Origin of the sequence: Roseateles sp. (assembly GCF_031397715.1) — a bacterium.
In the GTDB taxonomy this organism is placed as follows: Bacteria; Pseudomonadota; Gammaproteobacteria; order Burkholderiales; family Burkholderiaceae_C; genus Paucibacter_A.
Genome location: NZ_JANNMI010000052.1, coordinates 1 through 23,757, shown reverse-complemented (window position 1 = coordinate 23,757; position 23,757 = coordinate 1). Strand labels below are relative to the sequence as shown.

At 63.1% G+C, this 23,757-nt stretch carries 20 protein-coding genes and 1 tRNA gene; 7 read left to right on the top strand and 14 right to left on the bottom strand.

From position 1 onward, the window contains the following. The 5 genes from RMO57_RS02540 to RMO57_RS02520 all read right to left on the bottom strand — a co-directional run. Window positions 1-186, bottom strand: a 186-nt coding sequence (locus RMO57_RS02540) for a hypothetical protein (protein ID WP_310383908.1), incomplete at its 3' end; no start/stop codon positions are given. After that, entirely contained in the window at window positions 183-614 is a 432-nt protein-coding gene (locus tag RMO57_RS02535; RefSeq protein WP_310383907.1) for a hypothetical protein, read from the bottom strand. The genes RMO57_RS02535 and RMO57_RS02540, both read right to left, overlap by 4 nt. After that, on the bottom strand, window positions 611-808 hold the full coding sequence (locus RMO57_RS02530) for an excisionase family DNA-binding protein (RefSeq protein ID WP_310383906.1): 198 nt from the start codon (window positions 806-808) through the stop codon (window positions 611-613). The genes RMO57_RS02535 and RMO57_RS02530 overlap by 4 nt, the downstream gene beginning before the upstream one ends. 115 nt (window positions 809-923) lie before the next feature. Next, entirely contained in the window at window positions 924-1,472 is a 549-nt protein-coding gene (locus RMO57_RS02525; RefSeq protein ID WP_310383904.1) for a hypothetical protein, read from the bottom strand. Next, window positions 1,469-2,755 carry a site-specific integrase gene (locus tag RMO57_RS02520; protein WP_310383899.1) on the bottom strand — a complete coding sequence of 429 codons (1,287 nt, stop codon included), beginning with the start codon at window positions 2,753-2,755 and terminating at the stop codon, window positions 1,469-1,471. The genes RMO57_RS02525 and RMO57_RS02520 overlap by 4 nt, the downstream gene beginning before the upstream one ends. 386 nt (window positions 2,756-3,141) lie before the next feature. Between RMO57_RS02520 and RMO57_RS02515 the strand changes: the two genes are divergently transcribed. Together RMO57_RS02515 and RMO57_RS02510 are read left to right on the top strand one after the other, a co-directional pair. Beyond that, window positions 3,142-5,052, top strand: coding sequence for a SurA N-terminal domain-containing protein (locus RMO57_RS02515; RefSeq protein WP_310383897.1), 1,911 nt, complete (start codon window positions 3,142-3,144; stop codon window positions 5,050-5,052). 138 nt (window positions 5,053-5,190) lie between these two features. Continuing rightward, a tRNA-His gene (locus RMO57_RS02510) sits at window positions 5,191-5,266 on the top strand. 84 nt (window positions 5,267-5,350) lie between these two features. Here the strand turns inward: RMO57_RS02510 and RMO57_RS02505 are convergent. Continuing rightward, window positions 5,351-5,809, bottom strand: coding sequence for a CYTH domain-containing protein (locus RMO57_RS02505; protein ID WP_310383895.1), 459 nt, complete (start codon window positions 5,807-5,809; stop codon window positions 5,351-5,353). 10 nt (window positions 5,810-5,819) lie between these two features. Then, entirely contained in the window at window positions 5,820-6,860 is a 1,041-nt protein-coding gene (locus tag RMO57_RS02500) for a quinone-dependent dihydroorotate dehydrogenase (RefSeq protein ID WP_310383893.1), read from the bottom strand. A gap of 83 nt (window positions 6,861-6,943) precedes the next feature. Between RMO57_RS02500 and RMO57_RS02495 the strand changes: the two genes are divergently transcribed. From RMO57_RS02495 to RMO57_RS02485, 3 genes are all read left to right on the top strand, one after another. Continuing rightward, the gene (locus RMO57_RS02495; RefSeq protein WP_310383891.1) at window positions 6,944-8,065 is read left to right on the top strand and encodes a 3-deoxy-7-phosphoheptulonate synthase; all 1,122 of its coding nucleotides are present in this window, start codon (window positions 6,944-6,946) and stop codon (window positions 8,063-8,065) included. 129 nt (window positions 8,066-8,194) lie between these two features. Next, complete coding sequence (locus tag RMO57_RS02490) at window positions 8,195-8,617, top strand: DUF2141 domain-containing protein (protein WP_310383889.1); 423 nt, start codon at window positions 8,195-8,197, stop codon at window positions 8,615-8,617. 17 nt (window positions 8,618-8,634) lie between these two features. Beyond that, on the top strand, window positions 8,635-10,167 hold the full coding sequence (locus RMO57_RS02485) for a carotenoid oxygenase family protein (RefSeq protein ID WP_310383887.1): 1,533 nt from the start codon (window positions 8,635-8,637) through the stop codon (window positions 10,165-10,167). Window positions 10,168-10,178: 11 nt separating this feature from the next. Here RMO57_RS02485 and RMO57_RS02480 read toward each other — a convergent pair whose 3' ends face one another. After that, window positions 10,179-10,400: a hypothetical protein gene (locus RMO57_RS02480; protein ID WP_310383885.1), complete on the bottom strand. Its 222-nt coding sequence runs from the start codon at window positions 10,398-10,400 to the stop codon at window positions 10,179-10,181. A 145-nt stretch (window positions 10,401-10,545) separates the two neighbouring features. Between RMO57_RS02480 and rpiA the strand changes: the two genes are divergently transcribed. Then, window positions 10,546-11,208, top strand: a complete 663-nt coding sequence (rpiA, locus tag RMO57_RS02475) for a ribose-5-phosphate isomerase RpiA (protein ID WP_310383883.1) — start codon at window positions 10,546-10,548, stop codon at window positions 11,206-11,208. Here rpiA and mnmC read toward each other — a convergent pair. From mnmC to RMO57_RS02450, 5 genes are all read right to left on the bottom strand, one after another. Next, window positions 11,201-13,123 (bottom strand): FAD-dependent 5-carboxymethylaminomethyl-2-thiouridine(34) oxidoreductase MnmC, encoded by a 1,923-nt coding sequence (gene mnmC, locus RMO57_RS02470; protein ID WP_310383881.1) that lies wholly within the window; start codon window positions 13,121-13,123, stop codon window positions 11,201-11,203. The genes rpiA and mnmC overlap by 8 nt on opposite strands. Window positions 13,124-13,128: 5 nt before the next feature. Beyond that, on the bottom strand, window positions 13,129-14,430 hold the full coding sequence (locus RMO57_RS02465; RefSeq protein WP_310383879.1) for an MgtC/SapB family protein: 1,302 nt from the start codon (window positions 14,428-14,430) through the stop codon (window positions 13,129-13,131). After that, window positions 14,427-15,797, bottom strand: a complete 1,371-nt coding sequence (locus RMO57_RS02460) for an MBL fold metallo-hydrolase (protein WP_310383877.1) — start codon at window positions 15,795-15,797, stop codon at window positions 14,427-14,429. The genes RMO57_RS02465 and RMO57_RS02460 overlap by 4 nt, the downstream gene beginning before the upstream one ends. A gap of 61 nt (window positions 15,798-15,858) precedes the next feature. Then, window positions 15,859-17,379: a hypothetical protein gene (locus tag RMO57_RS02455; protein WP_310383875.1), complete on the bottom strand. Its 1,521-nt coding sequence runs from the start codon at window positions 17,377-17,379 to the stop codon at window positions 15,859-15,861. A 132-nt stretch (window positions 17,380-17,511) separates the two neighbouring features. Continuing rightward, on the bottom strand, window positions 17,512-19,002 hold the full coding sequence (locus RMO57_RS02450; RefSeq protein ID WP_310383873.1) for a DEAD/DEAH box helicase: 1,491 nt from the start codon (window positions 19,000-19,002) through the stop codon (window positions 17,512-17,514). Window positions 19,003-19,335: 333 nt separating this feature from the next. Between RMO57_RS02450 and ettA the strand changes: the two genes are divergently transcribed. Next, window positions 19,336-21,000 carry an energy-dependent translational throttle protein EttA gene (ettA, locus tag RMO57_RS02445; RefSeq protein WP_310383871.1) on the top strand — a complete coding sequence of 555 codons (1,665 nt, stop codon included), beginning with the start codon at window positions 19,336-19,338 and terminating at the stop codon, window positions 20,998-21,000. 55 nt (window positions 21,001-21,055) lie between these two features. Here ettA and RMO57_RS02440 read toward each other — a convergent pair. After that, window positions 21,056-23,757: type I restriction endonuclease subunit R (locus tag RMO57_RS02440; RefSeq protein ID WP_310383869.1), on the bottom strand; the 2,702-nt coding region annotated here is incomplete at its 5' end.

Here is a 23,757-nt window from a genome sequence, read left to right as displayed (position 1 = left end):
CTGCTCGTCGGTGACGATGAAACGACTGAATGCCGAGAGGGGGTCGGAGTGTTTCTCATGATTTGCTTCTGTTCGAGGTGGCGCCTTATCAGGGTCGGAGGGCTCGGGGCGGGGGTCATTGGCGGCAACATGAGACGGGGCGTCTCGTGGTGGGGGTGTGAACCCGTCGAAGTGCTCGGCGCTCATGAGTGCACCTCGGCTTCAAGGTTTGCGATCCGTGAGCAACACTGACCAAGCCGGGCGCGATCCTGTTCCGTCAGGCTCACGCCTGCGGCCAGATTGGCTGCAGCGATGCGGATCAGCTCAGCCTCAAACCGAAGCAAGCCCAGCGCCTCGGCCGCAGAAAGCATGCCTCGCCGGCGCGGGCCTGGCGTGTGGTGTGCAGTCAAACGCTCAGGAAACAGGTCTTGCAATTCAAGGCCGACCGAACGAGCGATGGCTTGGGCGTCGCAACCGTCTTTGAAGCAGCGAACCAACACAGCGCCGTCTTGCCCTTCAGCGATAGACAGCGTGGTCTTGTTGCTTGCATTGCAAGCCAAACAGGCGCCACGGTAGCGACTGCCATATTGGCGCATGTTGCCGTGGCCGTTTAGAAACTTGTCCAAGGGGCTCACGAATTGGCCGCCTCGGCCATCTTGCGCGTGACAAAGCCTTGCAGTTCCGTGTCTGGAATCAGGCGGCGCTTGCCGTCCTTGAAGCTGCGAAGCTCGCCAGTTGCAAGATGGGTGTAGACGGCGCGCGTGCTGATGCCCAGGCGTTGGGCTGCGCGGTCTGGGGAGTGCGCCAAGGGTTCGAGTTGCTTGTCCACTGCATCACCTTTCGGTCGCTTGCGTCACTTCGGCTTGGCCTTCCAAGCTTGCAGTTGCAGGCGTGTTGTTGATGCTGTGAACTTTGCCGGTTAGGTCCCGGCCTGCGAATGCCCGTTAAATGCGATGTTTGGCGTACATGGAGCGAATGGATTCCTTGCCTTCCGCAATTTCTATCCCATGATCTGGGTATTCCGCCAGCATGGTTTCAATCTCGGTCCAATGCCAATGCGCAAGGGCCGTTGATCTGTCTTGCCTGGCTGCGATACCAAGGCCGCTGCGGCGAAATCGGCCCTCAAGGGTACTCGCTGAGTACATTTCGCTCGAAGTTCGCGCCGCCATTGCGGCAGCTTGAGGAATCGTTGCGCCGATCATGTGCAGAATCATCATTCGTCCAAGATCCGCTTGAAGCCCGCAGTCTTGCCTTAGTCGCCGCTTTGGATTTGCGGCGCCAGCGTCATTGAGGCCAAGCGCCGCGTCCAGAGTTGGGGTCTGGTCGATCCGATAGGCGGTGATGGCTGAATGCAGCCACTTGCCAATAGCTGGTGGGATCGGCTCACCGGTCTTTGCAGCCAATGCGACCCAACTTAGCGCCTCAAGGGTATTGCCCGTTTTTGAAAAAGATTTGTCGGCTTCGGCCAACGCTGCACCAAGGTTCGGTTTCATGCCGCCCCCAGGAGTTCGACCGCATCGGCGAGTGCACCAGGCGCCAGCTTTGCATAGCGCTGGGTCATCCTTGAATTGGCGTGACCAAGTAGCTTTTGCACTGTGAAAAGCGGTGCACCTTTCATCACCAGTTGGCTGGCGAAGTCGTGCCGAAGGTCGTGCCACCGTAAATCTGGCAGCTCGGCGGCTTTCGTCACTTCGGCCCAGGCCTTTTTAACGTTGTCGAACTTGCCGCCACTGATTGGGGACTTGAACACCAGTCCGGTGGCCTGCGCCGGTTTGATGCAGGTCAGCAAAGCCAACGCCTCGGCATTCAAAGGGATCATGCGTGTGGTGTTGCCTTTGCTATGGCTGGCCAGCACGGTGATGGTCTTTAATCGCAGGTCGACCGACTCCCAGGCCAAGGAAAATAGTTCACCCTGGCGCATGCCTGTGTTGAGCGATAGCAGCACCATCGGCGTGATGTGGTCGCAATAGTCGGTGATTTTGGGCAGCAGTTCATAGCCGCGTTCGGTGCGGTGCTGGTTTGCTCTATCCCTCGCCTGTGCCGCTTCGGTGTCCCGCTCAGCAAGGGCTTGTCGCAGCCCTTTGGCCTCCTCGGGGCTCAGATAGCGGATCGTCTCATCGTCGGCTACGTCCAGGGCCTCCAGGCCCGCCAAGGGGTGGGTATTGCCCTTGGTGTTGGTGACCCAATGCCTCAAGACGCCGGATAGAGCCGAAACATCCCGGTTCACTGTGGCTGGCGCCACGCCGCTGATGATTCGCTTGTTCCTGAGTCGATCCACTTCGACGGCTGTAATGTCGGTCAATCGCTTCTTGAGAAGCGGCTTCCAAAGCGCCTTGACTCTTGCCACAGATTTGGCGCCGTTCTTCAGCCTGGCCATGGCGTGGTCGCTGTAGTGGTCGTCGATGTACTCACCCAGGGTGACGCCGGTCGTGCTTTTCTTTTCGAAGGCGCTGGGGTCGAGAATGATTTTCTTGGCGCGTTCCTCGGCCTGCTTCAGCGTGATCGTGCCGGCCTGCCCAATCCTAAGGCGCTGGCCTCGGCCGATCTGGACATAGTAGGTTCTTACGCCGCTAGGTTGGACACGCAAGAGCAGGCCCATAGGCTTGTCAGCGCGCACCTCGTAGGGTTTGGCAGGCTTATCTTTGGCGGCGGCCGTCTTGGCGATGCTGGAGCGAATTACCTTGTCGATAGGGCCCAGGGAGGGCGTCGCTTCATCCGGGTTTTCTAGCCCCTGCTGGGGTAATTCACTGAATGTAGAATGCGCGGCAGCTTGCATATCGATCCTCGCTTGATCGGTTTGGAGTCAGAGACCGGAAACTGCTTCAACAGGTTCCGGTTTCGTTTTTGTGTGTTGATTGTCTGCGGTACTTAAGTGCACCGTAAGTGCAAATTTTATCCTGCCCCTGTGTGCTGTTGCATGCAAATTGCACAAAAGGGGTCCTTTGTTCACTGTATGGGTGGTGGTTTGCTGGGATTCGGTAAGTGCATGGCCCGCCTTTACACGGCGCAGGTCGGCGGTTCGAGCCCGTCAGCACCCACCAAAATGCCCTTGGCCCAGATTGGATCTGGGCGTGGGCTGTGGCTGAAGTGCCATCCCCCGCAAAGGCGAACCCCGGTTCGCCTTTGTCGTGTCTGCAGTCTGCATGTTTGAGGTTTTGACTGATGTTTGAATTTGTCCGTAAGCACACGCGCTTGTTTCAGTTCATTTTGCTGATTCTGATCTTGCCGGCCTTTGTTCTGGTTGGTTTGGAGGGTTATTCCAGTTTCATGAGTGATGCGAACGTCGGCGTTGCGACCGTGGACGGCCGCAAGATCACGCAGGCCGAGGCCGAGGTTGCGCACCGCGATCAGGTCGAGCGCATGCGCCGCCAGATGCCCAATCTGGACGCCAAGCTACTCGACTCGCCCGAGGTGAGAAGCGAGTCGCTGGACGGTCTGGTGCGCGAGCGCGTGATGCAGGCGGCCGCCGAGAAGCAGCACTTGGTGATCTCCGACGAGCGTTTGCAGGCGATGTTTTTGAACGACCCGCAGTTCGCCTTCCTGCGCAATGCTGACGGGTCGCTCAACAAGAGCCTGATCGCTGCACAAGGCATGAGTTCGCAAATGTTTGTTGAGCGTTTGCGCCAGGATCTGACGCTGCGCCAGGTGTCTGCCGGCGTGACCGGCACGACGGTAGCCGCTGAGGTGAACGCCGCCGTGGCCTTCGACGCCTTGCTGCAGCAACGTGAAGTGCGGCTGCAACGTTTTGATGCAAAAGATTTTGCCGCCCGGATCGAACCCAGTGATGCGCAAATCGAGGCCTTCTACAAAGACCCGGTCAATGCCGTGCAGTTCCAAATGGCTGAAAGCGCGCAGATTCAATACCTGGTCTTGGACCTGGAAGCCTTGAAGGCCGGCGTGACCGTCAATGAAGACGAGCTGCGCAAGTATTTCGAAGAAAACGCCGCACGCTTTTCGGTCGCCGAAGAACGGCGCGCCAGCCATATTTTGATCAAGGCCGAGAAGGGCGCAACGGCCGCTGAGCGCGCCAAGGCCAAGGCTCAAGCAGAGGCGTTGTTGGCCCAGGTCCGCAAGACGCCGGCGGTGTTTGCGGAGTTGGCGAAGAAGAATTCGCAAGACGAAGGCTCGGCCCCGAACGGTGGCGACCTCGACTTTTTTGGCCGTGGCGCCATGGTCAAACCGTTTGAAGATGCGGCTTACGCCTTGAAGCAAGGCGAGATCAGCAATATCGTTGAATCCGACTTCGGCTTCCACTTGATCCAGCTGACCGGCATACGCGGTGGCGACAAGAAGAGTTTCGAGTCCGTGCGGGGCGAGATTGAGGCCGATGTGCGCAAGCAGTTGGCACAAAAGCGCTATTCCGAAATGGCCGAGCAGTTCAGCAATATGGTCTATGAGCAGTCCGACAGCCTTCAGCCCGCCGCTGACAAGTTCAAGCTTGCCATTTCAAGCGCGACGGTGCAGCGCAATCCGGCGCCCGGCGCGGCCGGCCCATTGGCTTCGGCTAAATTGCTTGATGCCGTGTTCGGCAACGAAGCGCTGCGCAACAAGCGCAATACCGAGGCGGTCGAAACTGGCCCGAATCAATTGGTGGCGGCGCGGGTCGCGCAACACAACCCATCGCATCTGCAGCCACTGGCCGATGTGAAGCCGCAGGTACGCGCGCAGTTGGTTCGCAAGCTGGCGAGCGCCGAGGCGATCAAAGCCGGTGAAGCCCGCCTAGCGGCCTTGAAGAAAGACGGCGACCTTGCCGGCATGAGTGCACCGCTGGTGGTGTCCCGGGCGCTGCCGCGGGATCTGCCGCGCAAGGTCTTGGACGGCATTCTTGCCGTCGACGCCAGCAAGCTGCCTGCGTTTGTTGGGCTGGATGCAGGCGAGGGCGTGTTTGTGGTTGCCAGCTTGTCCAAGGTGTTGCCGCGTGACCCGGCCGTGATCGACGCGAAGCGCGCTGCTCAACAGTATGCGCAAGCCTGGAATGCGGCCGAGTCCGATGCGTTCTTTGAGGCGATGAAGACTCGCTTCAAGGTGGCTTTGAAAGCCGCAGCGCCGGCGGCCTCAACCGCGACGCGCTAGGAGTCAGCGCCAAGCGTTGAGGTCAGACGACAGGAATATGTACAAAGCTTTGGAGCCGAAGCTTTGTACCTTATTTAGTTTGTTTGTTTAAGTGCTTGATTTGAGCAAGGAATTCGTTCTATAATCTAAAGCTCTGCGGTGGTTGTAGCTCAGTTGGTAGAGTCCAGGATTGTGATTCCTGTTGTCGTGGGTTCGAGCCCCATCAGCCACCCCAAGTAAATCGAGGGCCTAGAAGCGAATGCTTCTAGGCCCTTTCCTTTTGCGAGCTGTCCTTTCGCGGGCTGTCCTGTCCCGACGCCTACCAAGTCGTGAACGGCCGAGCTGCCAGCTGTGAGTTGAAGTAACGCGTCTCTTCGGTGACTTCGGGGCCGACCCAAGGCGGCACCTCGAAGCGCTGTTCAGCCGAGCTCAATTCAAGCTCGGCCACCACCAGACCCGCGTTGTCACCGAGGAACTCGTCGACCTCCCAAGTCATACCCGCATAGGGCACGAGGCGGCGAATTTTCTCGACCCGCGGGCCTTCACACAGCATCAGTAGTTGCTGCGCATCGGCGAGCGGAATCGCATATTCGTACTCTGCCCGGCTGGCGCCGACGCTCTGGCCCTTGATGGTCAGCCAGGCGGCGTCGCCCGTGACACGCACCCGCACCGTGCGGGCCGGGTCACGGCTCAGATAGCCTTGGCTGATGAGCTCACCATCGCCTTGCTTCCAGGCTTCGCCCACGACCAAGAATTTGCGTTCGATCTCGATGCCCATCGCTTGATGCTCAAACGCGGGCCATTGCGGCCGCGCATTCGCTGACCAGGGCCGGACCTTTGTAGATCAGGCCGGTGTAGAGCTGTACTACGTCGGCGCCGGCCTGCAGCTTGGTGCGGGCGTCGGCGCCACTCAGCACGCCGCCAACGCCGATGATGGGGTAGTTATTGCCCAAGGCCGAGCGCAGCAGGCGTATCACCCGGTTGCTGGCTTCAAACACCGGCCGGCCCGACAAGCCTCCGACTTCTTCGGCATGGGGCTGGCCCTTGACCGCGTTGCGCGAAATCGTCGTGTTGGTGGCGATGACGCCGTCAATGCCGTTGTTCTGCAGCGTCTGTGCGATCACCGCGACCTGCGCTTCGTCCAGATCGGGCGCGATTTTCACAAACATCGGCACCTTGCGCCCGGCGGCGGCTTCGAGTTTGAGTTTCTTTTCCTGCAAGGTGGAGAGCAGGGCGTCGAGCGCTGCGTCGCTTTGCAAAGCCCGCAGGTTTTTGGTGTTAGGGCTGGAGATATTGATGGTGATGTAGTCAGCATGCGGGAACACGCCTTCCAGCCCGATCAAATAGTCGTCGGCCGCGTTCTCAATCGGCGTGGCGGCGTTCTTGCCAATGTTCAGGCCGATCAGGCCGCCGCTGGCGCGAAAGCTGCGCGCCCGCTGCACATTGGCCAGAAAGCTCGCCAGACCTTCGTTATTGAAGCCCAGGCGGTTGATCAAGGCGTCGGCTTGGGGCAGGCGAAACATGCGCGGCAAGGCGTTGCCGGGCTGGCCCTTGGGCGTGACGGTGCCGACCTCGATGAAACCAAAACCCATGGCGCCGAGGCCGTCGATGCAGCGGCCGTTTTTGTCCAGGCCGGCGGCCAGGCCGATGCGATTGGGGAACTTCAGGCCGGCCAAAACCAGCGGGTCTTGCACCCGGGTTTGCGACCACAGGCATTGCGCCGGCGTGTTTTGCAGCTTGGCGATGGCGCCGAGTGTCAGTTCATGCGCATGCTCGGGGTCGAGGCCGAACAGGAAGGGGCGGGTGAGGGCATAAGGAATCAGAGGCATGCTTTGAATTGTCGCATCGCCTTGGCTGAGCGGCCCTCGAATCCCGGCGTAGATAATCGGAGCAACTGAAGGAAGCTCTGACGATGAAATCTCTAGATAACCCCGCCCAGGACCGCGAAATTGGTTCGCGCGACGAGACCCGCGATACCACCCGCACCGACGACACCCGCATCGGCGCGGTGCGGCCGCTGATCTCGCCGGCGCTGCTGCTGGATGAGTTGCCGCTGCCCGACGCGTCGCTGGAGCTGGTGGAGAAAGCGCGCCAGGACATCAGCGCGGTCTTGCACGGCCGCGATGACCGCTTGCTGGTGGTCGTCGGCCCTTGCTCCATCCATGATCACGAGCAGGCGATGGATTACGCGCGGCTGCTGAAGGGCCTGAACGAGGAGCTGAGCCAAGAGCTATTGATTGTGATGCGGGTCTATTTCGAGAAGCCGCGCACGACGGTGGGCTGGAAGGGTTATATCAATGATCCGCGTCTGGACGGCAGCTTCCACATGAACGAAGGCCTGCGGCTGGCGCGCCGGCTGCTGTTGGACGTGACCGCTTTGGGCCTGCCGGCCGGCACCGAATTTTTGGATCTGCTGTCGCCGCAATACATCAGCGATCTGATCGCCTGGGGCGCAATCGGCGCGCGCACGACCGAGAGCCAGAGCCACCGCCAACTGGCCTCGGGCCTGAGCTGTCCGGTCGGTTTCAAGAACGGCACCGACGGCGGCATCAAGGTCGCCTCGGACGCGGTGTTGGCCGCCAGCGCGCCGCATGCCTTTATCGGCATGACCAAGATGGGTGCGGCGGCAATTTTCGAAACCCGCGGCAATCAGGACTGCCACATCATCCTGCGCGGCGGCAAGGCGCCCAACTATGACGGGCCTTCAGTCGCGGCGGCTTGTGAGGCGATGCGCGCGGCGGGTCTGCGTGAGCAGGTGATGGTGGACTTCTCGCATGCCAATTCGAGCAAAAAGTACGAACGCCAGATTGATGTCGGCCAGGACGTGGCTGCACAAATCGCTGGCGGCGATACGCGCATCACCGGCGTGATGATCGAGTCGCATCTGCACGCCGGCAGGCAAGACCTGGCCCCGGGGCAGAGCAAGGCCGACCTCAAACCGGGCGTGTCCATCACCGATGCCTGCCTGGGCTGGAGCCAGACCGAGCCGCTGCTGCGCGAGCTGGCGGCGGCGGTGCGCAAGCGCCGGGGCTGATTGGGCATAGCCGTTGGCGTCGGCCGGGTGCGGTTGGCGCCGCTGGCTGGCCCTCCGTCGCAAGTCGCTGTCTGGCGCCGGAGACCCTCCTTAGAGTTCAGTCACTTTCACTGCTCTCAAGGACTCCGCATGAAAACCATTCTGATTTGTGCCGCACTGCTGAGTGCTGCCCTGGCCGCGCCGGCTCAGGCGATCGACATGGAGGTCGAGGTCAGCGGGCTGACGCAGAGCGAGGGTCGGGTGATGGTCGGCGTATTCAGCGACGCCGGCACTTGGTTGAAAAAAGGCAGCGGTGGCGCCTCGGTCGAGGCCAACCAGCAAAAGGACGGCCGCGTGCTGATCAAGCTGCAGGATCTGCCCGAGGGCAGCGTGGGCCTGAGCGTGTTTCATGATGTCAACGGCAATGGCAAGCTGGACAGCAATGCGATGGGTAGCCCCAAGGAACCCTACGGCTTCTCGAACAATGCGGCCGGCGTGTTCGGCCCGCCCAAGTTCGAGAAAGCGCAGTTCGAGGTCAAGGCCGGCGCCCGCGTAAGCGTGCAGCTGAACTGAGCAAAAGGAGCGCGGTCATGATGCAAAGACGCGATCTTCTCAAGACCGGCCTGGCCGGCATCTGCAGCCTTGGCATGCTGCAAGAAGCGCTGGCTTCGGGCCTGCCCGCAGCCGGTTTTGCTTCCGCCGCGCCCGAGCTGGCGCCTCTGCAAGGCTTCAACGGCAGCGAGGCGCTGGACGCCCGCGATCTGCGCGTCGAAGGGCGCTTGCCGGCGGGGCTGCGCGGCGTTTACTTCCGCAATGGTCCCGGCCTGATGGCGCGAGGCGGCGAGCGCTATCAGCATTGGTTTGACGGCGACGGCTTGGTGCAGGCCTGGACCTTTGGCGCCGACGGCGTGCAGCACAAGGCGCGCTTTGTGCAGACCAAGAAGTTCCGGGCCGAGACCAAGGCGGGGCGCTTCTTGCTGCCCGGTTTTGGCACCAGCTTCCCTGACCCCGCCTCCCGTTTGCCGGTGCGTGCCGCCGACGACGTCAACACCGCCAACACCAGCGTGTTGAAGATGGCCGACGGCCGGCTCTACGCGCTGTGGGAAGGCGGCAGCGCCTATGAGTTGGACCCGGTCAGCCTTGCAGCCAAGGGCCCGCGCGTCTGGTCGGATGGGCTGGCCGGCATGCCGTTCTCGGCCCACCCCAAGGTCGAGGCCGACGGCACGGTCTGGAACTTCGGCACCCAGGCGGGGCAGATGGTGGTCTATCAGATCTCGGCTCAGGGTCAGGTCTTGCGCAGCGAGGTGTTCCCGGCGCCGGGGCATAGCGCGATGGTGCATGACTTCGTGGTCTCGCAGCGCTACTTGGTGTTCTTGCTCTCGCCGATCAGCATGGACATGCAGGCCTTGCGCGGTGGCGCCAGCATGCTAGGCGCGATGCGTTGGTTGGGTCAGGAGGCGACCCGCGTGCTGGTGCTCGACAAGGCCGATTTCACGCGCCGCTGGGTGCTGGAAATGCCGGCGGCGATGGTGTTCCACTTCGGCAATGCCTGGGACGATGGCCGGCAGATTCATCTTGACTATGTGCAGGCGCGGCCCCTGCCGGCGGTCAACGCCGAGCTGCGTCAGATCATGACGGGAGTGCGCCCGTCGCATCAACCGTCGACACCGCGCTTTATGCGCATCACCTTGGGTGCAAGCGGCTCAGCTGGTGCGAGCCAAGGCCATATCGAACTGCAGACGCGCGATGAATCGGTCGAGTTCCCGGTGGTGGATCCGCGAATGGTGGCGCAGCGCTACCGCCATGTTTACTACCCGACCGCGATCGATATCGGCGAGCGCTGGGGCTATAACGGCTTGATGCATCTGGACCTCGAATCCGGCCGCCGCGAGCGTTTCTCGTTCGGCAACGATGTGGTGGTGGAAGAGCATGTGCTGGTGCCCAAGCCGGGCAGCAGCAAAGAGGGCGAGGGCTGGCTTTTGGGTCTTTGCTACGACAGCAAAGCACGGTGCTCGTTTGCCTCGGTCTTTGACGCACAAGCGCTCAGTGCCGGGCCCTTGGCCAAGGTCTGGCTGCCGTATTCGGTCACCTATGGCTTTCACGGCAAGTTTTACGCGGCCTGAAATCCACTAATTCAGAGCTTTCCGGCATCCAGGCTGGCGACTTTTTCGTCCGCCGGAGTGCTGGCATCGACCTGTGCCAGCTTGTCGGCCGATCGGCTGTCCGCCGCATCGAACGTGCCACTGGCCAGGCCCAGCAGGGTCACCACCGCCAGCATCGAAATCCAAGCCTGCGGGTCCTGGCCCCAATTCATCAGCTGGGTCAGCCAGCCGCCTTGTTTGATCGTCGTCCTCATCACCGTCACTCCTGGTCAATTCGTCGAAGTGATTTAACTGTATATGTGTACAGCTGTAAATGCAACCAGTTGTTGCGCGAAAATCAATCAATGGGCTTGGCCGATAATCCTGCCCTTGCCCATTCAGCCTGATGGCCCCAACAGCATGACTCAAGACGAACTCAAGACCCTGGTCGGCCAAGCCGCACTTCGCTATGTCGAGGCGGGCAGCATCGTCGGTGTCGGCACCGGCTCGACCGTCGACAAATTCATTGACGCGCTGGCCGCCAGCGGCATCCAGATCGCCGGCGCGGTGTCCAGCTCGCTGCGTTCGACCGAGCGCATGCAGGCCCTGGGCATTCCGGTGTTGGACGCCGCCGAGGTCGATGGCCTGGGCGTCTATATCGACGGCGCCGATGAGATCGACCATGCTGGCCACATGATCAAGGGCGGCGGCGCGGCGCTGACGCGCGAGAAGATCGTCGCCGACCTGGCCCAGCGCTTTGTCTGCATCGCCGATGCATCCAAGCTGGTCGATGTGCTGGGCAAGTTCCCGCTGCCGGTTGAGGTGATCCCAATGGCAGCCGCCCAGATCGTGCGTCGCTTTGCGGCGATCGGCGGCGTGGCGACCTTGCGCGCCGGTGTGGTCACCGACAACGGCTGTCAGATCCTCGACGTGACCGGCCTGCAGATCCGCGATCCACTGGCCTTCGAGGCCGATGTCAATCAATGGCCGGGTGTGCTGACGGTGGGTGTGTTTGCCCGCAACCGGGCCGATGTCTGTTTGCTGGGCACTGCCGAGGGCGTCAAGACCCTGAGTTTCAAATAAGGGGTCGGCGCTGCTGCGCGCGCAGGGCGAAGCGGCCCGGGTCGATCGCGTCCAGCAAGCTGGCTTCGAGCGGGCAGGGTCCGCCGGTGACTTGCGCCGCCACCACCTGCGCACAGAGCGCTGCCCAGCCAATGCCGCGCGAACCCAGGCCCATGCATACGGCCAAGCCTGGCTGGCGGGCGATGAAGCGCAGTTGCTCGGCCAGCTGTGGCCGGCCTTGCGCGTCCAGGCAAGGCAGACCGCCGACCAGGGGCAGCCGGTCCGGCGTCGCCAGGCGCCAACCGACTCGACCGCCGCTAGGCCGCATCTGCGCCGCCTCGGCCGGGCTCAGATTCGCCAGCCGCGCGAACTGGGCCAGATTGTGCTGATGGTCGGCCTGCAACAGCTCGGGCCGCAGATCGTCGTCCTGGCTGGTCGCCCCGCACCACAGGCCGTCGGCCTGATCGGCAATCGCATAGCCCAGGCCAGCCACTGGCAACGCGGGTCTTGAAGCGACTGCCTCCATATGACTGAGCTGACCCCGCTGCACCATCAAGGGCAGGCCCGGGCTCAGGCTTTGCAACAGGCCCTGACCGCGCTGGCCACCGGCGATAACCAGGATAGTGGCTTCACCGATCAGGTCGCATTTTTCATCCCAGGCCTGCCAGGCTTGCTCACTGCGGCTCAGGCGAATAACGGCGCGTCCGAACAGTTGCCGGGCCGCGCTGGCTTGGAGCAAGGCCTCCACATAGGCGCCCGGCGGCAAGGCGCCGCCGCCGGGGTAAAACCAGGCCGGCTGACCCAGTTGCAGCCCGCTGCGGGCGTCGGCCTCGGCGCAGCCCAAGGCCTGCACATAGTCGGGCGGCAAACCCAGGCGCGCTATCAAGGCCTGCATCTGCGCCAAGCTGCGTGTGGTCTCGATCCGCAGTAGGCCCTGTTGGCGCCAGGGCAAGGCCGGTAAATTTTTTAGCACTCGTTCGGTTTCCAAGGCGCATGCCCGGTTGAAGCGCGCATGCAGACCGTCGTCGGGATTCAAGGTGCCGTGGAACAGGCCGCCGGGGTTGCCTGAGGCGCCACCAGCCGGGCCGCTGTGCGCATCGATGACCGTGCTGGCAATACCGCGCTCGGCCAGCGCCCAGGCGCAAGCGGCACCGGCCAAGCCGGCGCCGATGATCAGGGCCTCGCGCGCACCGGGCGCCAGAGCTTGGCGAGCCAAGGGTTTCTGGATCTCATGCCGGGGCGTGAAGCGGGCTACACACATGCCGCCCTTGTTGGCGAAGCCGCGCTGGCGCTCCACCGTGAAGCCGGCCGCCGCCAGGCCCGCGCATAGCGGCGGCGCCACGCTCCAGGACGCTGCGCTGGCGCCGGGTGCGGCGAGGCGCGCGAGGCCCTTCAGCAGGTGGCGGTCCCACATGGCTGGGTTCTGCTCCGGGTTGAAGCCGTCCAGGTAAAACGCGTCGACCTCGGCCACCAACTCGCGCAGCCAGTGGTGAACGTCGCCCAGGCAGAGCAGCAGCTGAACCCGCCCGCTCGCGAACACCAGTCTGTGTAAATTGGGCGTCAGCGGCGGCCAAGCTTGGCAGAGCTGGGCGGCCAACTCGGGCAACTCCGAGTTCAGCTGGGCTTGCTGTAAATCCTGCTCGCTCAGCGGATGCTTCTCGATGCTGATGAAAATCAGCCGTTGGCTGCGCGCCGGGTCGGCGGCCCAGGAGCCCCAAGTGGCGAGAAAGTTATGGCCCAGCCCGAAGCCGGTTTCCAGCACGGTGAATTCGTCGCGGCCCTGCCAGCGAGCCGGCAAATCATTGCCCCGCAGGAAGACATGGCGGGCCTGCTCAAGCGCCCCGGCGCGGCTGTGATGAACGTCGCCGTAAGCCGCGGCTGACGGGTCTGCTGGGTTGCTGAAATCAGTCTGGGCGAGGCTAAGGGGCGGCTGCATCTTCTTCATGTTTGGGTCAGCAGTATGACCCACAACAAGCCGGCCGCCAGCAGCCAGCTGACCAGCAAAACGCCGCCGACGATGATGGCAAATCGGCGCCCGCCGGTGAACCAGGCGGTGGCCGCCCGGGTCACACTATTGCTGGCGATGGCGGCCAGCACCCCCTTGCACATCAGGGCCGCATCGATTTGCCCCGCCTGGGTCAGACCGGCGAGCGAGGCCACCGGCGAATGCGCGTCCACCAGGCCCGCCAGCATCACGGCGGCAAACAGCCCTGAGCTGCCGAACTCTTTTTCGGCCCAGCTGACCAAGACCGCGACGGCGCTGAGCAGCAGGGCGATCACGGCCGCTTCCTTCAAGCGCAAAGGGCCGCCGCGTTGGGGCTTGGTGGCTGCCGGCGCTGAGCCGACGCCCTGCCGAGCCTGGCGCGCCAGCAGCAAACCCGCCGTGCCGGCCACCAAGATGCCCACCACGCCCACCGGCAGGAACTGCTGCGCGGCCTGGGGCACCAGCGCAAACAGCATCAACGTCGCTTGCAGCCAAGTGGCGGCGGTGGACATCACCGCGCCCGCGGCACAGGCCAGCTGCAAATGCGGCTCGGCCTTGGCGCGCTGGCCCATGGTGGCAATGGTGGCCGTGCTGGACACCAGGCCCGACAGCAGGCCCGACAGCGCCAAGCCGGCTTGCGCGCCCAGCAGTCGCAGCGCCACATAACCGACCGTTTGCAGACCCAGCAGCAGCAACAACAAGCCCATCAGCGAATAGGCCTTCATGCCGGCCAACCAGGGCAGCGGTTCGGTCGGCATGATGGGCAAAACCACCAACGCAAAAGCGGCCAGCAGCAAGCCGTCGTGCAACTCGTCCTCGCGCAGCACCCGCGTGGCAAAGCGGTGCAGGCCCGTGCGTGCGCTCAGCAGAGCGGTCAGAACGACTGCAACCGGCGCGCCCAGCAGCGGCGCCTGCACGCACAGCACACCAATCAAATAGGTGGCCAGCAAGGCCATCTCGGTGGTCAGGCCGGGGTCTTGCTCGCTGCTGCGGAAGTAGGCCATGGCCGCCAGCACCGTGACGGCCAAGGCGCCCACCGCTACCAAGCCGGGGATCGCCATGCCATGCGCCAGCGCGCCGGCCAGCGCGCAAATGGTGAAGGTGCGCAGCCCGGCCGGTTCAAGTTCCCGGCCGCCGCGGTGGCCGCGCCCTTTGTGGCGCTCGCGCTCCAGGCCGATCAGCAGGCCGCAGCCCAAAGCCACCAGCAGGCCCATGGCCAGCGCGGCATGCTGGCCGAACGCATTCTCGAGCAGGTTCACAGTGCTGCTGTCTCGCCGTGCTGAGGCACCCGTACCGCCCAACCCAGTTCATCCTGGATACGGCTGCGCAGCGCGTCGCTGGCTGCCGGTTCGCCGTGCACGACGAAGACCTGGCTGGGAGCTTTTTTGAAACCGCGCAGCCAGGCCATCAGGCCGTCGGCATCGGCGTGGCCGGAGAAGCCTTCCAGATGGCTGATCTCGGCGTTGACCGCCACGTATTTGCCATGCAGCTTGATTTCGCGCGCGCCGTCGACCATCTTGGCGCCACGGCTGCCGCCCACCTGGAAGCCGGGGAAGGCGATGTGGTGGCGGGCTTGCGGTGCCAGCGTCTCGATGTAGTTCAAGACGCGCCCGCCGGTGGCCATGCCGCTGGCCGAGATGACGATGGACGGGCGGCCGCGCGGCGAGGCCAAGGTGGCGGCCAGTTTGAGCGAATCCGCGCCCTTGGTGACCAGGCGCACGCCGTCGCACAGGCCGGCGGCGTCGGAGGCGCTGATGCGCAGCAGCCGCTTGTGCTTGATCGTCAGCTCGGTGGCCTGCAGTGCCATCGGGCTGTCGAGATAGATCGGCACATCCTGGGCCAACTCGCCCGCTTCACGCAGGCGCTGCAGCACCAACAGCAGAGCCTGCGCACGGCCGACCGCGAAGCTGGGCAAGAGCACCGAGCCGCCGCGCTTGAAGGTGTTGCGCAGGATCTGCGCCAGCCTGGCCTGCACATCCTCGGGCGGGTGCAGACGGTTGCCGTAGGTGGATTCGATCAACAGAATGTCGGCGTCCTCCAAGCGCTGCGGCGCCGGCATCAAGAGGTCGTTGTGGCGCCCGACATCGCCGGAATAGACCAAGGTCTTGCCCTCGGCCTTGACGCTGATGGCACAGGCGCCCAGCAAATGACCAACCGGCGTGAAGCGGATCTCGGCCTGACCCAGCTTCAGCCGCCCATCACGCGGCAGACCGACGAAATGCGCCAGCGCCTTCTTGGTGTCATTGACGCTGTACAGCGGCAGCGCCTTGGCATGCTTGGACGTGCCTTGGCGGTTGGCACGGCGAGCGTCTTCCTCCTGCAGATGGGCGCTGTCCAGCAGCAAGACCTCGCACAGATCGCGCGTGGCGCCGGTCGAGAAGATCTGGCCCCTGAACCCTTGGCCCTGCAGCGCGGGGATATAGCCGCTGTGGTCCAGATGAGCGTGCGAGAGCAGCACCGCATCAATGCTGGACGCCGCCACACCCAGACCGGCCCAGTTGCGCTCGCGCAGCTGCTTGTAGCCTTGAAACATGCCGCAATCGAGCAACAGTTTTTGATCGCCCAGGTCGAGCAGATGGCGCGAGCCGGTCACGCAGTCGGCAGCGCCGAGGAAGCTGAGTTTCATGGTGCGGCCCAGGGTTGCAGAGGCCCAGATTCGACCACATGCCGGGCCGGGCTGTCTTGATCTATGGCAGTTCTTTGACGGCTGCGGTATTGATGAAGCAGTCGGCGACCGGCCCCTTCAATGCACCGGGCAGGCTGCTGGCGCCGCGCACCTGACCACAAAAATCGTTCAGCACCATGGGCAGGGTGGGCACGCTGTCGACCCGATGGCGCCAGCGCAGGTCCAGGCCGTCGGGGTTCTGAAGCTGCTGGCGCAGATCGTGCACCTCGTTCATGCCCGCATTCGCCCGCGCGCCGTCGCGCTCGCGGATGCGGCCGTCAAGCAAGTTGCCATAGACGGTCGCCGAAGACTGGGCGCTGCGCACATCGATGCCGGCGGTGTTGATCAAGCTGTTGTGGGCGAGCAGGATGGAAGTGGCCTGGTTGATGTCGATGCCAAAGTCATTGCAGTGCGCGATCACGTTGTTGCTGGCCAGGCCCGCAGAATGCTCGATCCCGCACTGTTCGCGACAGAGTTTCTTGTCGCCGCTGCTGCCGCCAAACGACAGGCCTACGCGGATGCCGGGGCTTGATCCGGGCTGGCTGCTGCACACCAGCAGATTGCGCTCGACCCGCCCGCCATGCCCACCGCCCCGGATCAGCAGCCCGTAGGCGGTTTGGTTGCCCAGCGACTTGGCGAAGCCGGTGATGTGGTTGTCCAGCACGCGCCAGCGGCTGACGCCGACGAGGTCGATCGGCGCCACCACCCGTTGCGTGGTGCGTGGCCGGCTGTTGCTGAAGCTATTGAACTGCAGCAGGCCATCATCGGGCCAGGCCTGGTCTTTACCTTCGCCTTCGCCATTGACCCGCACATGGGCGTTGAAGTCCTCCATGGCGTTGTTGCGCAAGACGCTGCTGCGGGCCGAGCCGACGATATGAAATGCATGCTCGCAATGGGCTTGCTCTTCGCACACGCCGCGCAGATTCAAGTTCTCGAACACCCAAAAAGGATGCGCGACCCGAAAGCCCACCGGGCTGCTGACCTCGAGCCGCACGGTGCCGGGCTTGTTGGCGCGCACCTGGATCGGAAATTGCGCCTCGCCGGCCGCGCCCGTCAGCAGGGGGCGGGTGATCGCATAGCGACCCGGCGCAATCAGAATTGTTTGGCCGGCCTGCGCTTTTTGCATCGCGCGAAACAGCTCGGCACTGCTGGTGACCCGTACTTCGTTGACACCGCCGGGCGTCTCATAGGGCAGCGGCGTGGCCGGCTCTGCCTGGGCTTGACCTTTGGCCAAGAAGCGAGGCGGCGCCAAGCCAAAACTCTGTTGGCCTTTGCTCAGGCTGGGCATTTGGCTGCTGGGGATGGGGCGTTCGATGCCTGACTCGATGGCCGCCAAGGCCGGCAACATCACGGTCTCCAGCAGCTCATGCCCCATCAAGCGAATCCGGGCATAACGAATCAACTCGCCGGCGGTGCGTTCCTTGTACTCATCCCGGATTTTTTCAAACTCGAATTGACGCAGCAGCAGGTAGACCAGCAGCAGGGCCGCGGCGACGCCGGCGGCCAGCGTCCAAATCAGCAGCTTTCGCGGGAAGGGTTTCATCGCATGGGTTCACAGAGCTGGCAAAGCCGGCATTGTGAGCTGCGATGATGTCGATGGCAGCTAGGTGTTTCCCAGCCGCCACTTCAGCTGAATAAAAAAAGGCCAGACTGGCATCAGTCTGGCCTTGCTGTTTCAGCGCTTGGGTGGGCTTGACCTTGCGCCCGGGTTGCCGCCACGGCCAGCGCCACCACCGCCACCGCCACCGCCACCGCCACTTGGACGACCACCGCCACCGCCGCCACCAGGGCGTTGCCCTTGCGGAGCCGCCTGACGCGGCGCGCCGCCATCACGCGAACCATGGGGCGCGTGCGATGGTGCGTGGCCGGAGCCACCACGCGGCGCCGACGAACGGCCACCGCCGCCACCGCCACCACCCGGGCGGCCGCCACGTCCACCGCCACCGCCGCCGCTGGTCGAGCGGCTGCCATTCGGGTTCAAAATCATCCGACCCAGCACGATGGGCTCGGCGCGCTCGCTCGGATCGGGTGCGAAGCCGGGCACGATTTCCTTGGGGATCTCGCGCTTGATCAGCTTCTCGATCTCACGCAGGAAGCCGTTCTCGTCCACGCAGACCAGCGACACCGCTTCGCCCAGGGCGCCGGCACGGCCGGTGCGGCCGATGCGGTGCACATAGTCTTCCGACACATTGGGCAACTCGAAGTTGACGACGTGGGGCAGCTGATCGATGTCGATACCGCGGGCGGCGATATCGGTCGCCACCAGCACTTGCAGATCACCGGTCTTGAATTCGGCCAGCGCCTTGGTGCGGGCACCCTGGCTCTTGTTGCCGTGGATGGCCATGGCGCTGATGCCCTGGTCGTTCAAGTAATCGGTCAGGCGGTTGGCGCCATGCTTCATGCGGGTGAACACCAGCACCTGCTGCCAATTGCCGGTCTTGATCAGATGGGCGAGCAGCTCTTTCTTGCGCTCGCGGCCAACCGGGTGGACCTTTTGCGCGATCGACTCATTGGTCTGGTTGCGGCGCGCCACTTCGATCAGCGCGGGGGCATTCAGCAGGCGGTCGGCCAGGTTCTTGATGTCGTCGCTGAAGGTGGCGCTGAACAACAGCGACTGCTTCTTGGCCGGCAACATTGCCAGCACCTTCTTGATGTCGTGCACAAAGCCCATGTCCAACATGCGGTCGGCTTCGTCCAGCACCAAGATCTGCACCTGGCTCAAATCCAAGGTGCCTTGCTGGGCGTGGTCGAGCAGGCGGCCGGGTGTGGCGACGAGGATGTCGACGCCGTCGCGCAGGCGGTTGATCTGCGGCTGCATGCCGACGCCGCCGAACATCACCATGCTCTTCAGCGGCAGGTATTTGCCATAGGTCTTGACGCTTTCCTCGACCTGGGCGGCCAGCTCACGGGTCGGGGTCAGCACCAGGGCGCGGATGGCGGGCTTGCCGCGCTTATTGAGCACGGGCTCGCCGGTGCTCAAGCGGTGCAGCATCGGCAGGGTGAAGCCTGCTGTCTTGCCGGTGCCGGTCTGGGCGCCTGCGAGCAGGTCGCCGCCCTGCATGACGGCCGGAATGGCCTGGGCTTGGATGGGGGTAGGGGTGGTATAGCCGGCGTCGGCGATAGCCTTCAGCAAAGGCAGGGCAAGGCCCAGAGATTCAAAGCTCATTGATTTTTTGGTGAGCACGCATCTTCGGTTGCTGGGCCGCGCTGCAGGATGTGCAACGCCAGTCTTCGAGCCTGCGATAGGAGGCGCACAAGGTGTCAAAAAAAAGCAAACGCCGCGGAAGACTGGTAGCCGCGGCGTTGGGCTGCAGTATAGCCGGCCCCCGGGGAAACCCCGAACTGTAGGGGCGATTGAAGCCGGCGAGCGTGAACTTGTGACGGCGGCGGTTCGGGTGCTCGGCTTGAAGCTGCGACAATCGCACGCTTCGCGTTCAGCCGATGGCTGAGCAGCGCACCCAGCTTTTCACCGAATCATCCAGGACAGGAACTTCCCGCTATGGCGCAATACGTCTTTTCCATGAACCGCGTCAACAAGACGGTTCCCCCAAAACGCCACATTCTCAAGGACATCTCGCTCTCCTTCTTCCCCGGCGCCAAGATCGGCGTGCTGGGTGTGAACGGCTCGGGCAAGTCGACCATCCTGAAGATCATGGCCGGGGTGGACAAGGAGTACGACGGCGAAGCGATCGCGATGCCCGGCATCAAGATCGGCTACCTGGAGCAGGAGCCCAAGCTGAACGAAACCCAGACCGTGCGCGAAGCGGTCGAAGAGGGCATCGGCGGCGTCTTGGCCGCCAAGAAGCGGCTCGACGAGGTCTATGCCGCCTATGCCGAAGAAGACGCCGACTTTGACGCCCTGGCCGCCGAGCAGGGCGAGCTGGAGTCCGTCATCGCCGCTGCCGGCTCCGAAAACACCGATCTGCAGCTTGAATTGGCCGCTGACGCATTGAATCTGCCGCCGTGGGACGCGCAAATCAATGTGCTGTCCGGTGGCGAAAAGCGCCGCGTGGCGCTGTGCCGTTTGCTGCTGAGCAAGCCCGATATGTTGCTGCTCGACGAGCCAACCAATCACTTGGACGCCGAATCGGTCGAGTGGCTGGAGCAGTTCCTGCAGCGCTTCCCCGGCACCGTCGTCGCGATCACCCACGATCGCTACTTCCTCGACAACGCCGCCGAGTGGATCTTGGAGCTGGACCGTGGCCACGGCATTCCTTGGAAGGGCAACTACTCCGACTGGCTGGAGCAGAAAGAAAAGCGCCTGGAGGGCGAGCAGAAGTCCGAGGACGCTCGCGCCAAGGCGATGAAGGAAGAGCTGAAGTGGGTGCGCTCCAACGCCAAGGGCCGCCAGGCCAAGAGCAAGGCGCGGATGGCTCGCTTCGAGGAATTGAGTGACGTCGAGTACCAACAGCGCAATGTGACGAACGAAATCTTCATCCCGGTCGCCGAGCGCCTGGGCAATGAAGTGATCGAGTTCGAGAACGTGAGCAAGAGCTTCGGCGACCGCGTCTTGATCGACAACCTGTCCTTCAAGGTGCCGGCGGGCGCGATTGTCGGCATCATCGGCCCGAACGGTGCCGGTAAATCGACGCTGTTCCGCATGTTGCAGGGCACCGAGACGCCGGACAGTGGCACGGTCAAGATCGGCAAGACCGCGCGCATGGCCTTCGTCGACCAGAGCCGCGAGAGCCTGGACGCCGAGAAGACCGTCTGGCAAGACGTCTCGGGCGGCCTGGACAACATCACGGTGGGCAAGTTCGTGATGCCGAGTCGCGCCTATCTGGGTCGCTTCAACTTCAAGGGCAATGACCAGCAAAAGCTGGTCGGCAGCTTGTCGGGTGGTGAGCGCGGCCGCCTGCACTTGGCCAAGACGCTGGCGCAGGGCGGCAACGTCTTGATGCTGGATGAACCGTCGAACGACTTGGACGTCGAAACCTTGCGCGCGCTGGAAGAGGCGCTGCTGGAATTCGCCGGCTCGGCGATGGTGATCTCGCACGATCGCTGGTTCCTGGACCGCATCTGCACCCACATCCTGGCTTGCGAAGGCAATTCGCAGTGGTTCTTCTTCGACGGTAACTTCCACGAGTACGAAGCCGACAAGAAGAAGCGTTTGGGTGAAGAGGGCGCGCGGCCGAAGCGGATGCGTTTCAAGCCGATCAAGTGACGGTCTAGGTGGGCGGGTGGCGACACCCGCCCATTTGCTGGCTTTGGCTCTAGCTTTAGCTCCAGCTTTCTCCCAAGGCCTGGGCCTGCTGCAACACCAGCTCCACCGCCGCATCCTGCAAGTCCGGCGGGTATTTGTACTTGCGCAAAATCCGCTTGACCATCAAGCGCAGGCTGGCGCGCACGCTTTCACGCTCCGACCAATCCACGCTCAGGTTCTTGCGCAGGTTCTCGGTCAGCTCGTGGGCGATCTTCTTGAGGATTTCGTCGCTCAGCTCCCGCACGGCCGACTCGTTATTGGCCAGCGCATCGTAGAAGCGCAGCTCGTCCTCGCTCAGCCCTAGCGTCTCTCCGCGCCCCGCCGCCTCGCGGAACTTCTTGGCCATTTCGATCAGTTCCTCCATCACCTGCGCCGTCTCAATCGAGCGGTTCTGGTAGCGGCTGATCACCTGGCTGAGCATGTCCGAGAACTTCTTTTGCTGCACGATGTTGGTCGCGAACTTCGCCTTCACTTCGCCCTCCAGCAGCCGCTCCAGCAGCTCCACCGCCAGGTTGCGCTCCGGCATGTTTTTGACCTGTGCCAGGAACTCATCGTCCAGCAGGCCGATGTTGGGCTTGTCCAGACCGACCGCATCAAAGATATCGACCACGCTGTCCGACACCACCGCCTGGTTGATGATGGTTCGTATCGCTTGCTCGCGCTGCTCGTCGGTTTTCTTCTGCTGCGAGATTTCGCGCTTGGTCAGAATGACTTTGACCGCCTGCATAAAGGCCACTTCTTCGCGCACGGCCTTGGCTTCGTCGAGCGTGCAGCAAAGGCTGAATGCCTTGCTCATCGCCAGCGCCGCGTCGGCAAAACGTTGCTTGCCATCGCGCTTGCTCTCGGTCTTCAGGCCCAGCACATGGTTGGCCGCACCGGCTAAGGTCTTATGCCCGCCGGTCAAGAAGCCGCTGTAGTCATAGCCATGCAGCAGCGCCCGCAGCACGTCGAGCTTCTCGGCCAGCAGGCTGTAGGCCTCATGCGCGTCCACCGTCGGCCGCCCACGGCCCTGCGCCGCCGAGTACTCCTTCATCGCCGCCTTCAGCTCGCTGCCGATGCCGATGTAGTCCACCACCAAGCCACCTTGCTTGTCCTTGAAGACCCGGTTCACCCGCGCGATGGCCTGCATCAGGTTGTGGCCCTTCATCGGCTTGTCCACATACATCGTGTGTACGCAAGGAGCGTCGAAGCCGGTCAACCACATGTCCCGCACGATCACCAGCTTCAACTCGTCGGCCGGATCCTTGAAGCGCTTCTCCAGCCGTTTCTTGACCAGCCCGCTGTAGATGTGCGGGATCAACAAGGCGCGGTCAGAAGCCGAGCCGGTCATCACTACCTTGATCGCGCCACGCTCGGGGTCCTCGTCATGCCAGTCCGGCCTGAGCTTGACGATCTCGTTGTACAGATGCACACAGATGTCGCGGCTCATCGCCACCACCATTGCCTTGCCGGCCTGAGCTGCCTCTCGTTCCTCAAAATGTGCCACCAAGTCTGCCGCCACGCTGGCCACCCTTGGCTCGGAGCCCACCACTTTCTCAAGCGCGGCCCAACGGCTCTTCAGCTTGGCTTGCGCGCTTTCTTCTTCGTCCTCGGCCAGCTCGTCCACTTCATCGTCGATGCTGGCCAGCTCTTGTCCGTCCTTCAAGCGCAACTTGGCCAGCCGGCTCTCGTAGTAGATGGCCACGGTGGCACCGTCTTCCTTGGCCTGCTGCATGTCATAGACATGGATGTAGTCGCCAAACACCGCCCGGGTGTCGCGGTCGGTCGCCGACACGGGCGTGCCGGTAAAGGCCACAAAGGTCGCGTGCGGCAGCGCATCGCGCAGGTGCTGTGCATAGCCGACCTGGTACTTGGTCTGGTATTGCGCTTCGTTGTCGGCAACCAGCAAATTTGGCGACGCTGCGATTCCTTCGGAGTAAATCAGCCCTTTGGCCGATGCTGCAGGCTTCACCTTGACCGTCTTCAGCTTCGCCTCAAAACCGTATTGCGTGCGGTGCGCTTCATCGGCGATCACAACGATATTGCGCCGGTCCGACAGCACCGGGAAGAAGTCCTCGTCTTCACCTGGCATGAACTTCTGGATCGTCGCGAACACAATGCCGCCCGATGGCCGCTTGCTCAGCAAGGCACGCAACTCCTGCCGCGTCGTTGCCTGTGCCGGCTGCTCGCGCAACAGGTCTTGTGCAAGGCAAAACACGCCGAACAACTGCCCGTCCAGATCATTGCGGTCGGTGATCACCACAATCGTGGGGTTCTGCATCAAGGGCTCTTGCATCACCCGTGCCGCAAAGCAAGTCATCGTGATGCTCTTGCCGCTCCCTTGTGTATGCCAAACAACCCCACCCTTGCCACGCAGGTTTTCTGCGCTGTCAGGGCGCGAGGCCAGCACCACATGCTCTATCGCCGAGCGCACCGCATGGAATTGGTGGTAACCGGCAATCTTCTTGATCAACGCACCGTCGTCCTCGAAGAGCACGAAGTAGCGCAAGTAATCAAGCAGATAAGCGGGTGCCAGCGCACCGCGCACCAGCGTCTCCAGCTCATTGAACTGGCCCAGCGGGTCCAGGTCCACGCCGTTGATGGTGCGCCATTGCTGAAAGCGCTCGCCGTTGGCCGACAGCGAGCCCATTCGCGCCTCGCTGCCGTCCGAGATCACCAGCAGCTCGTTGTACTGGAACAGGTCGGGCACCTGCGCCTTGTAGGTCTGGATCTGGTCGT

Excerpts from the sequence above, each read along its gene's own strand:
- RMO57_RS02525 (WP_310383904.1), bottom strand. The coding sequence starts at position 1,472 with ATGAAACCGAACCTTGGTGCAGCGTTGGCCGAAGCCGACAAATCTTTT.
- RMO57_RS02520 (WP_310383899.1), bottom strand. The coding sequence starts at position 2,755 with ATGCAAGCTGCCGCGCATTCTACATTCAGTGAATTACCCCAGCAGGGG.
- RMO57_RS02515 (WP_310383897.1), top strand. The coding sequence starts at position 3,142 with ATGTTTGAATTTGTCCGTAAGCACACGCGCTTGTTTCAGTTCATTTTG.
- RMO57_RS02505 (WP_310383895.1), bottom strand. The coding sequence starts at position 5,809 with ATGGGCATCGAGATCGAACGCAAATTCTTGGTCGTGGGCGAAGCCTGG.
- RMO57_RS02500 (WP_310383893.1), bottom strand. The coding sequence starts at position 6,860 with ATGCCTCTGATTCCTTATGCCCTCACCCGCCCCTTCCTGTTCGGCCTC.
- RMO57_RS02495 (WP_310383891.1), top strand. The coding sequence starts at position 6,944 with ATGAAATCTCTAGATAACCCCGCCCAGGACCGCGAAATTGGTTCGCGC.
- RMO57_RS02490 (WP_310383889.1), top strand. The coding sequence starts at position 8,195 with ATGAAAACCATTCTGATTTGTGCCGCACTGCTGAGTGCTGCCCTGGCC.
- RMO57_RS02485 (WP_310383887.1), top strand. The coding sequence starts at position 8,635 with ATGATGCAAAGACGCGATCTTCTCAAGACCGGCCTGGCCGGCATCTGC.
- RMO57_RS02480 (WP_310383885.1), bottom strand. The coding sequence starts at position 10,400 with ATGAGGACGACGATCAAACAAGGCGGCTGGCTGACCCAGCTGATGAAT.
- rpiA (WP_310383883.1), top strand. The coding sequence starts at position 10,546 with ATGACTCAAGACGAACTCAAGACCCTGGTCGGCCAAGCCGCACTTCGC.
- mnmC (WP_310383881.1), bottom strand. The coding sequence starts at position 13,123 with ATGCAGCCGCCCCTTAGCCTCGCCCAGACTGATTTCAGCAACCCAGCA.
- RMO57_RS02460 (WP_310383877.1), bottom strand. The coding sequence starts at position 15,797 with ATGAAACTCAGCTTCCTCGGCGCTGCCGACTGCGTGACCGGCTCGCGC.
- RMO57_RS02455 (WP_310383875.1), bottom strand. The coding sequence starts at position 17,379 with ATGAAACCCTTCCCGCGAAAGCTGCTGATTTGGACGCTGGCCGCCGGC.
- RMO57_RS02450 (WP_310383873.1), bottom strand. The coding sequence starts at position 19,002 with ATGAGCTTTGAATCTCTGGGCCTTGCCCTGCCTTTGCTGAAGGCTATC.
- ettA (WP_310383871.1), top strand. The coding sequence starts at position 19,336 with ATGGCGCAATACGTCTTTTCCATGAACCGCGTCAACAAGACGGTTCCC.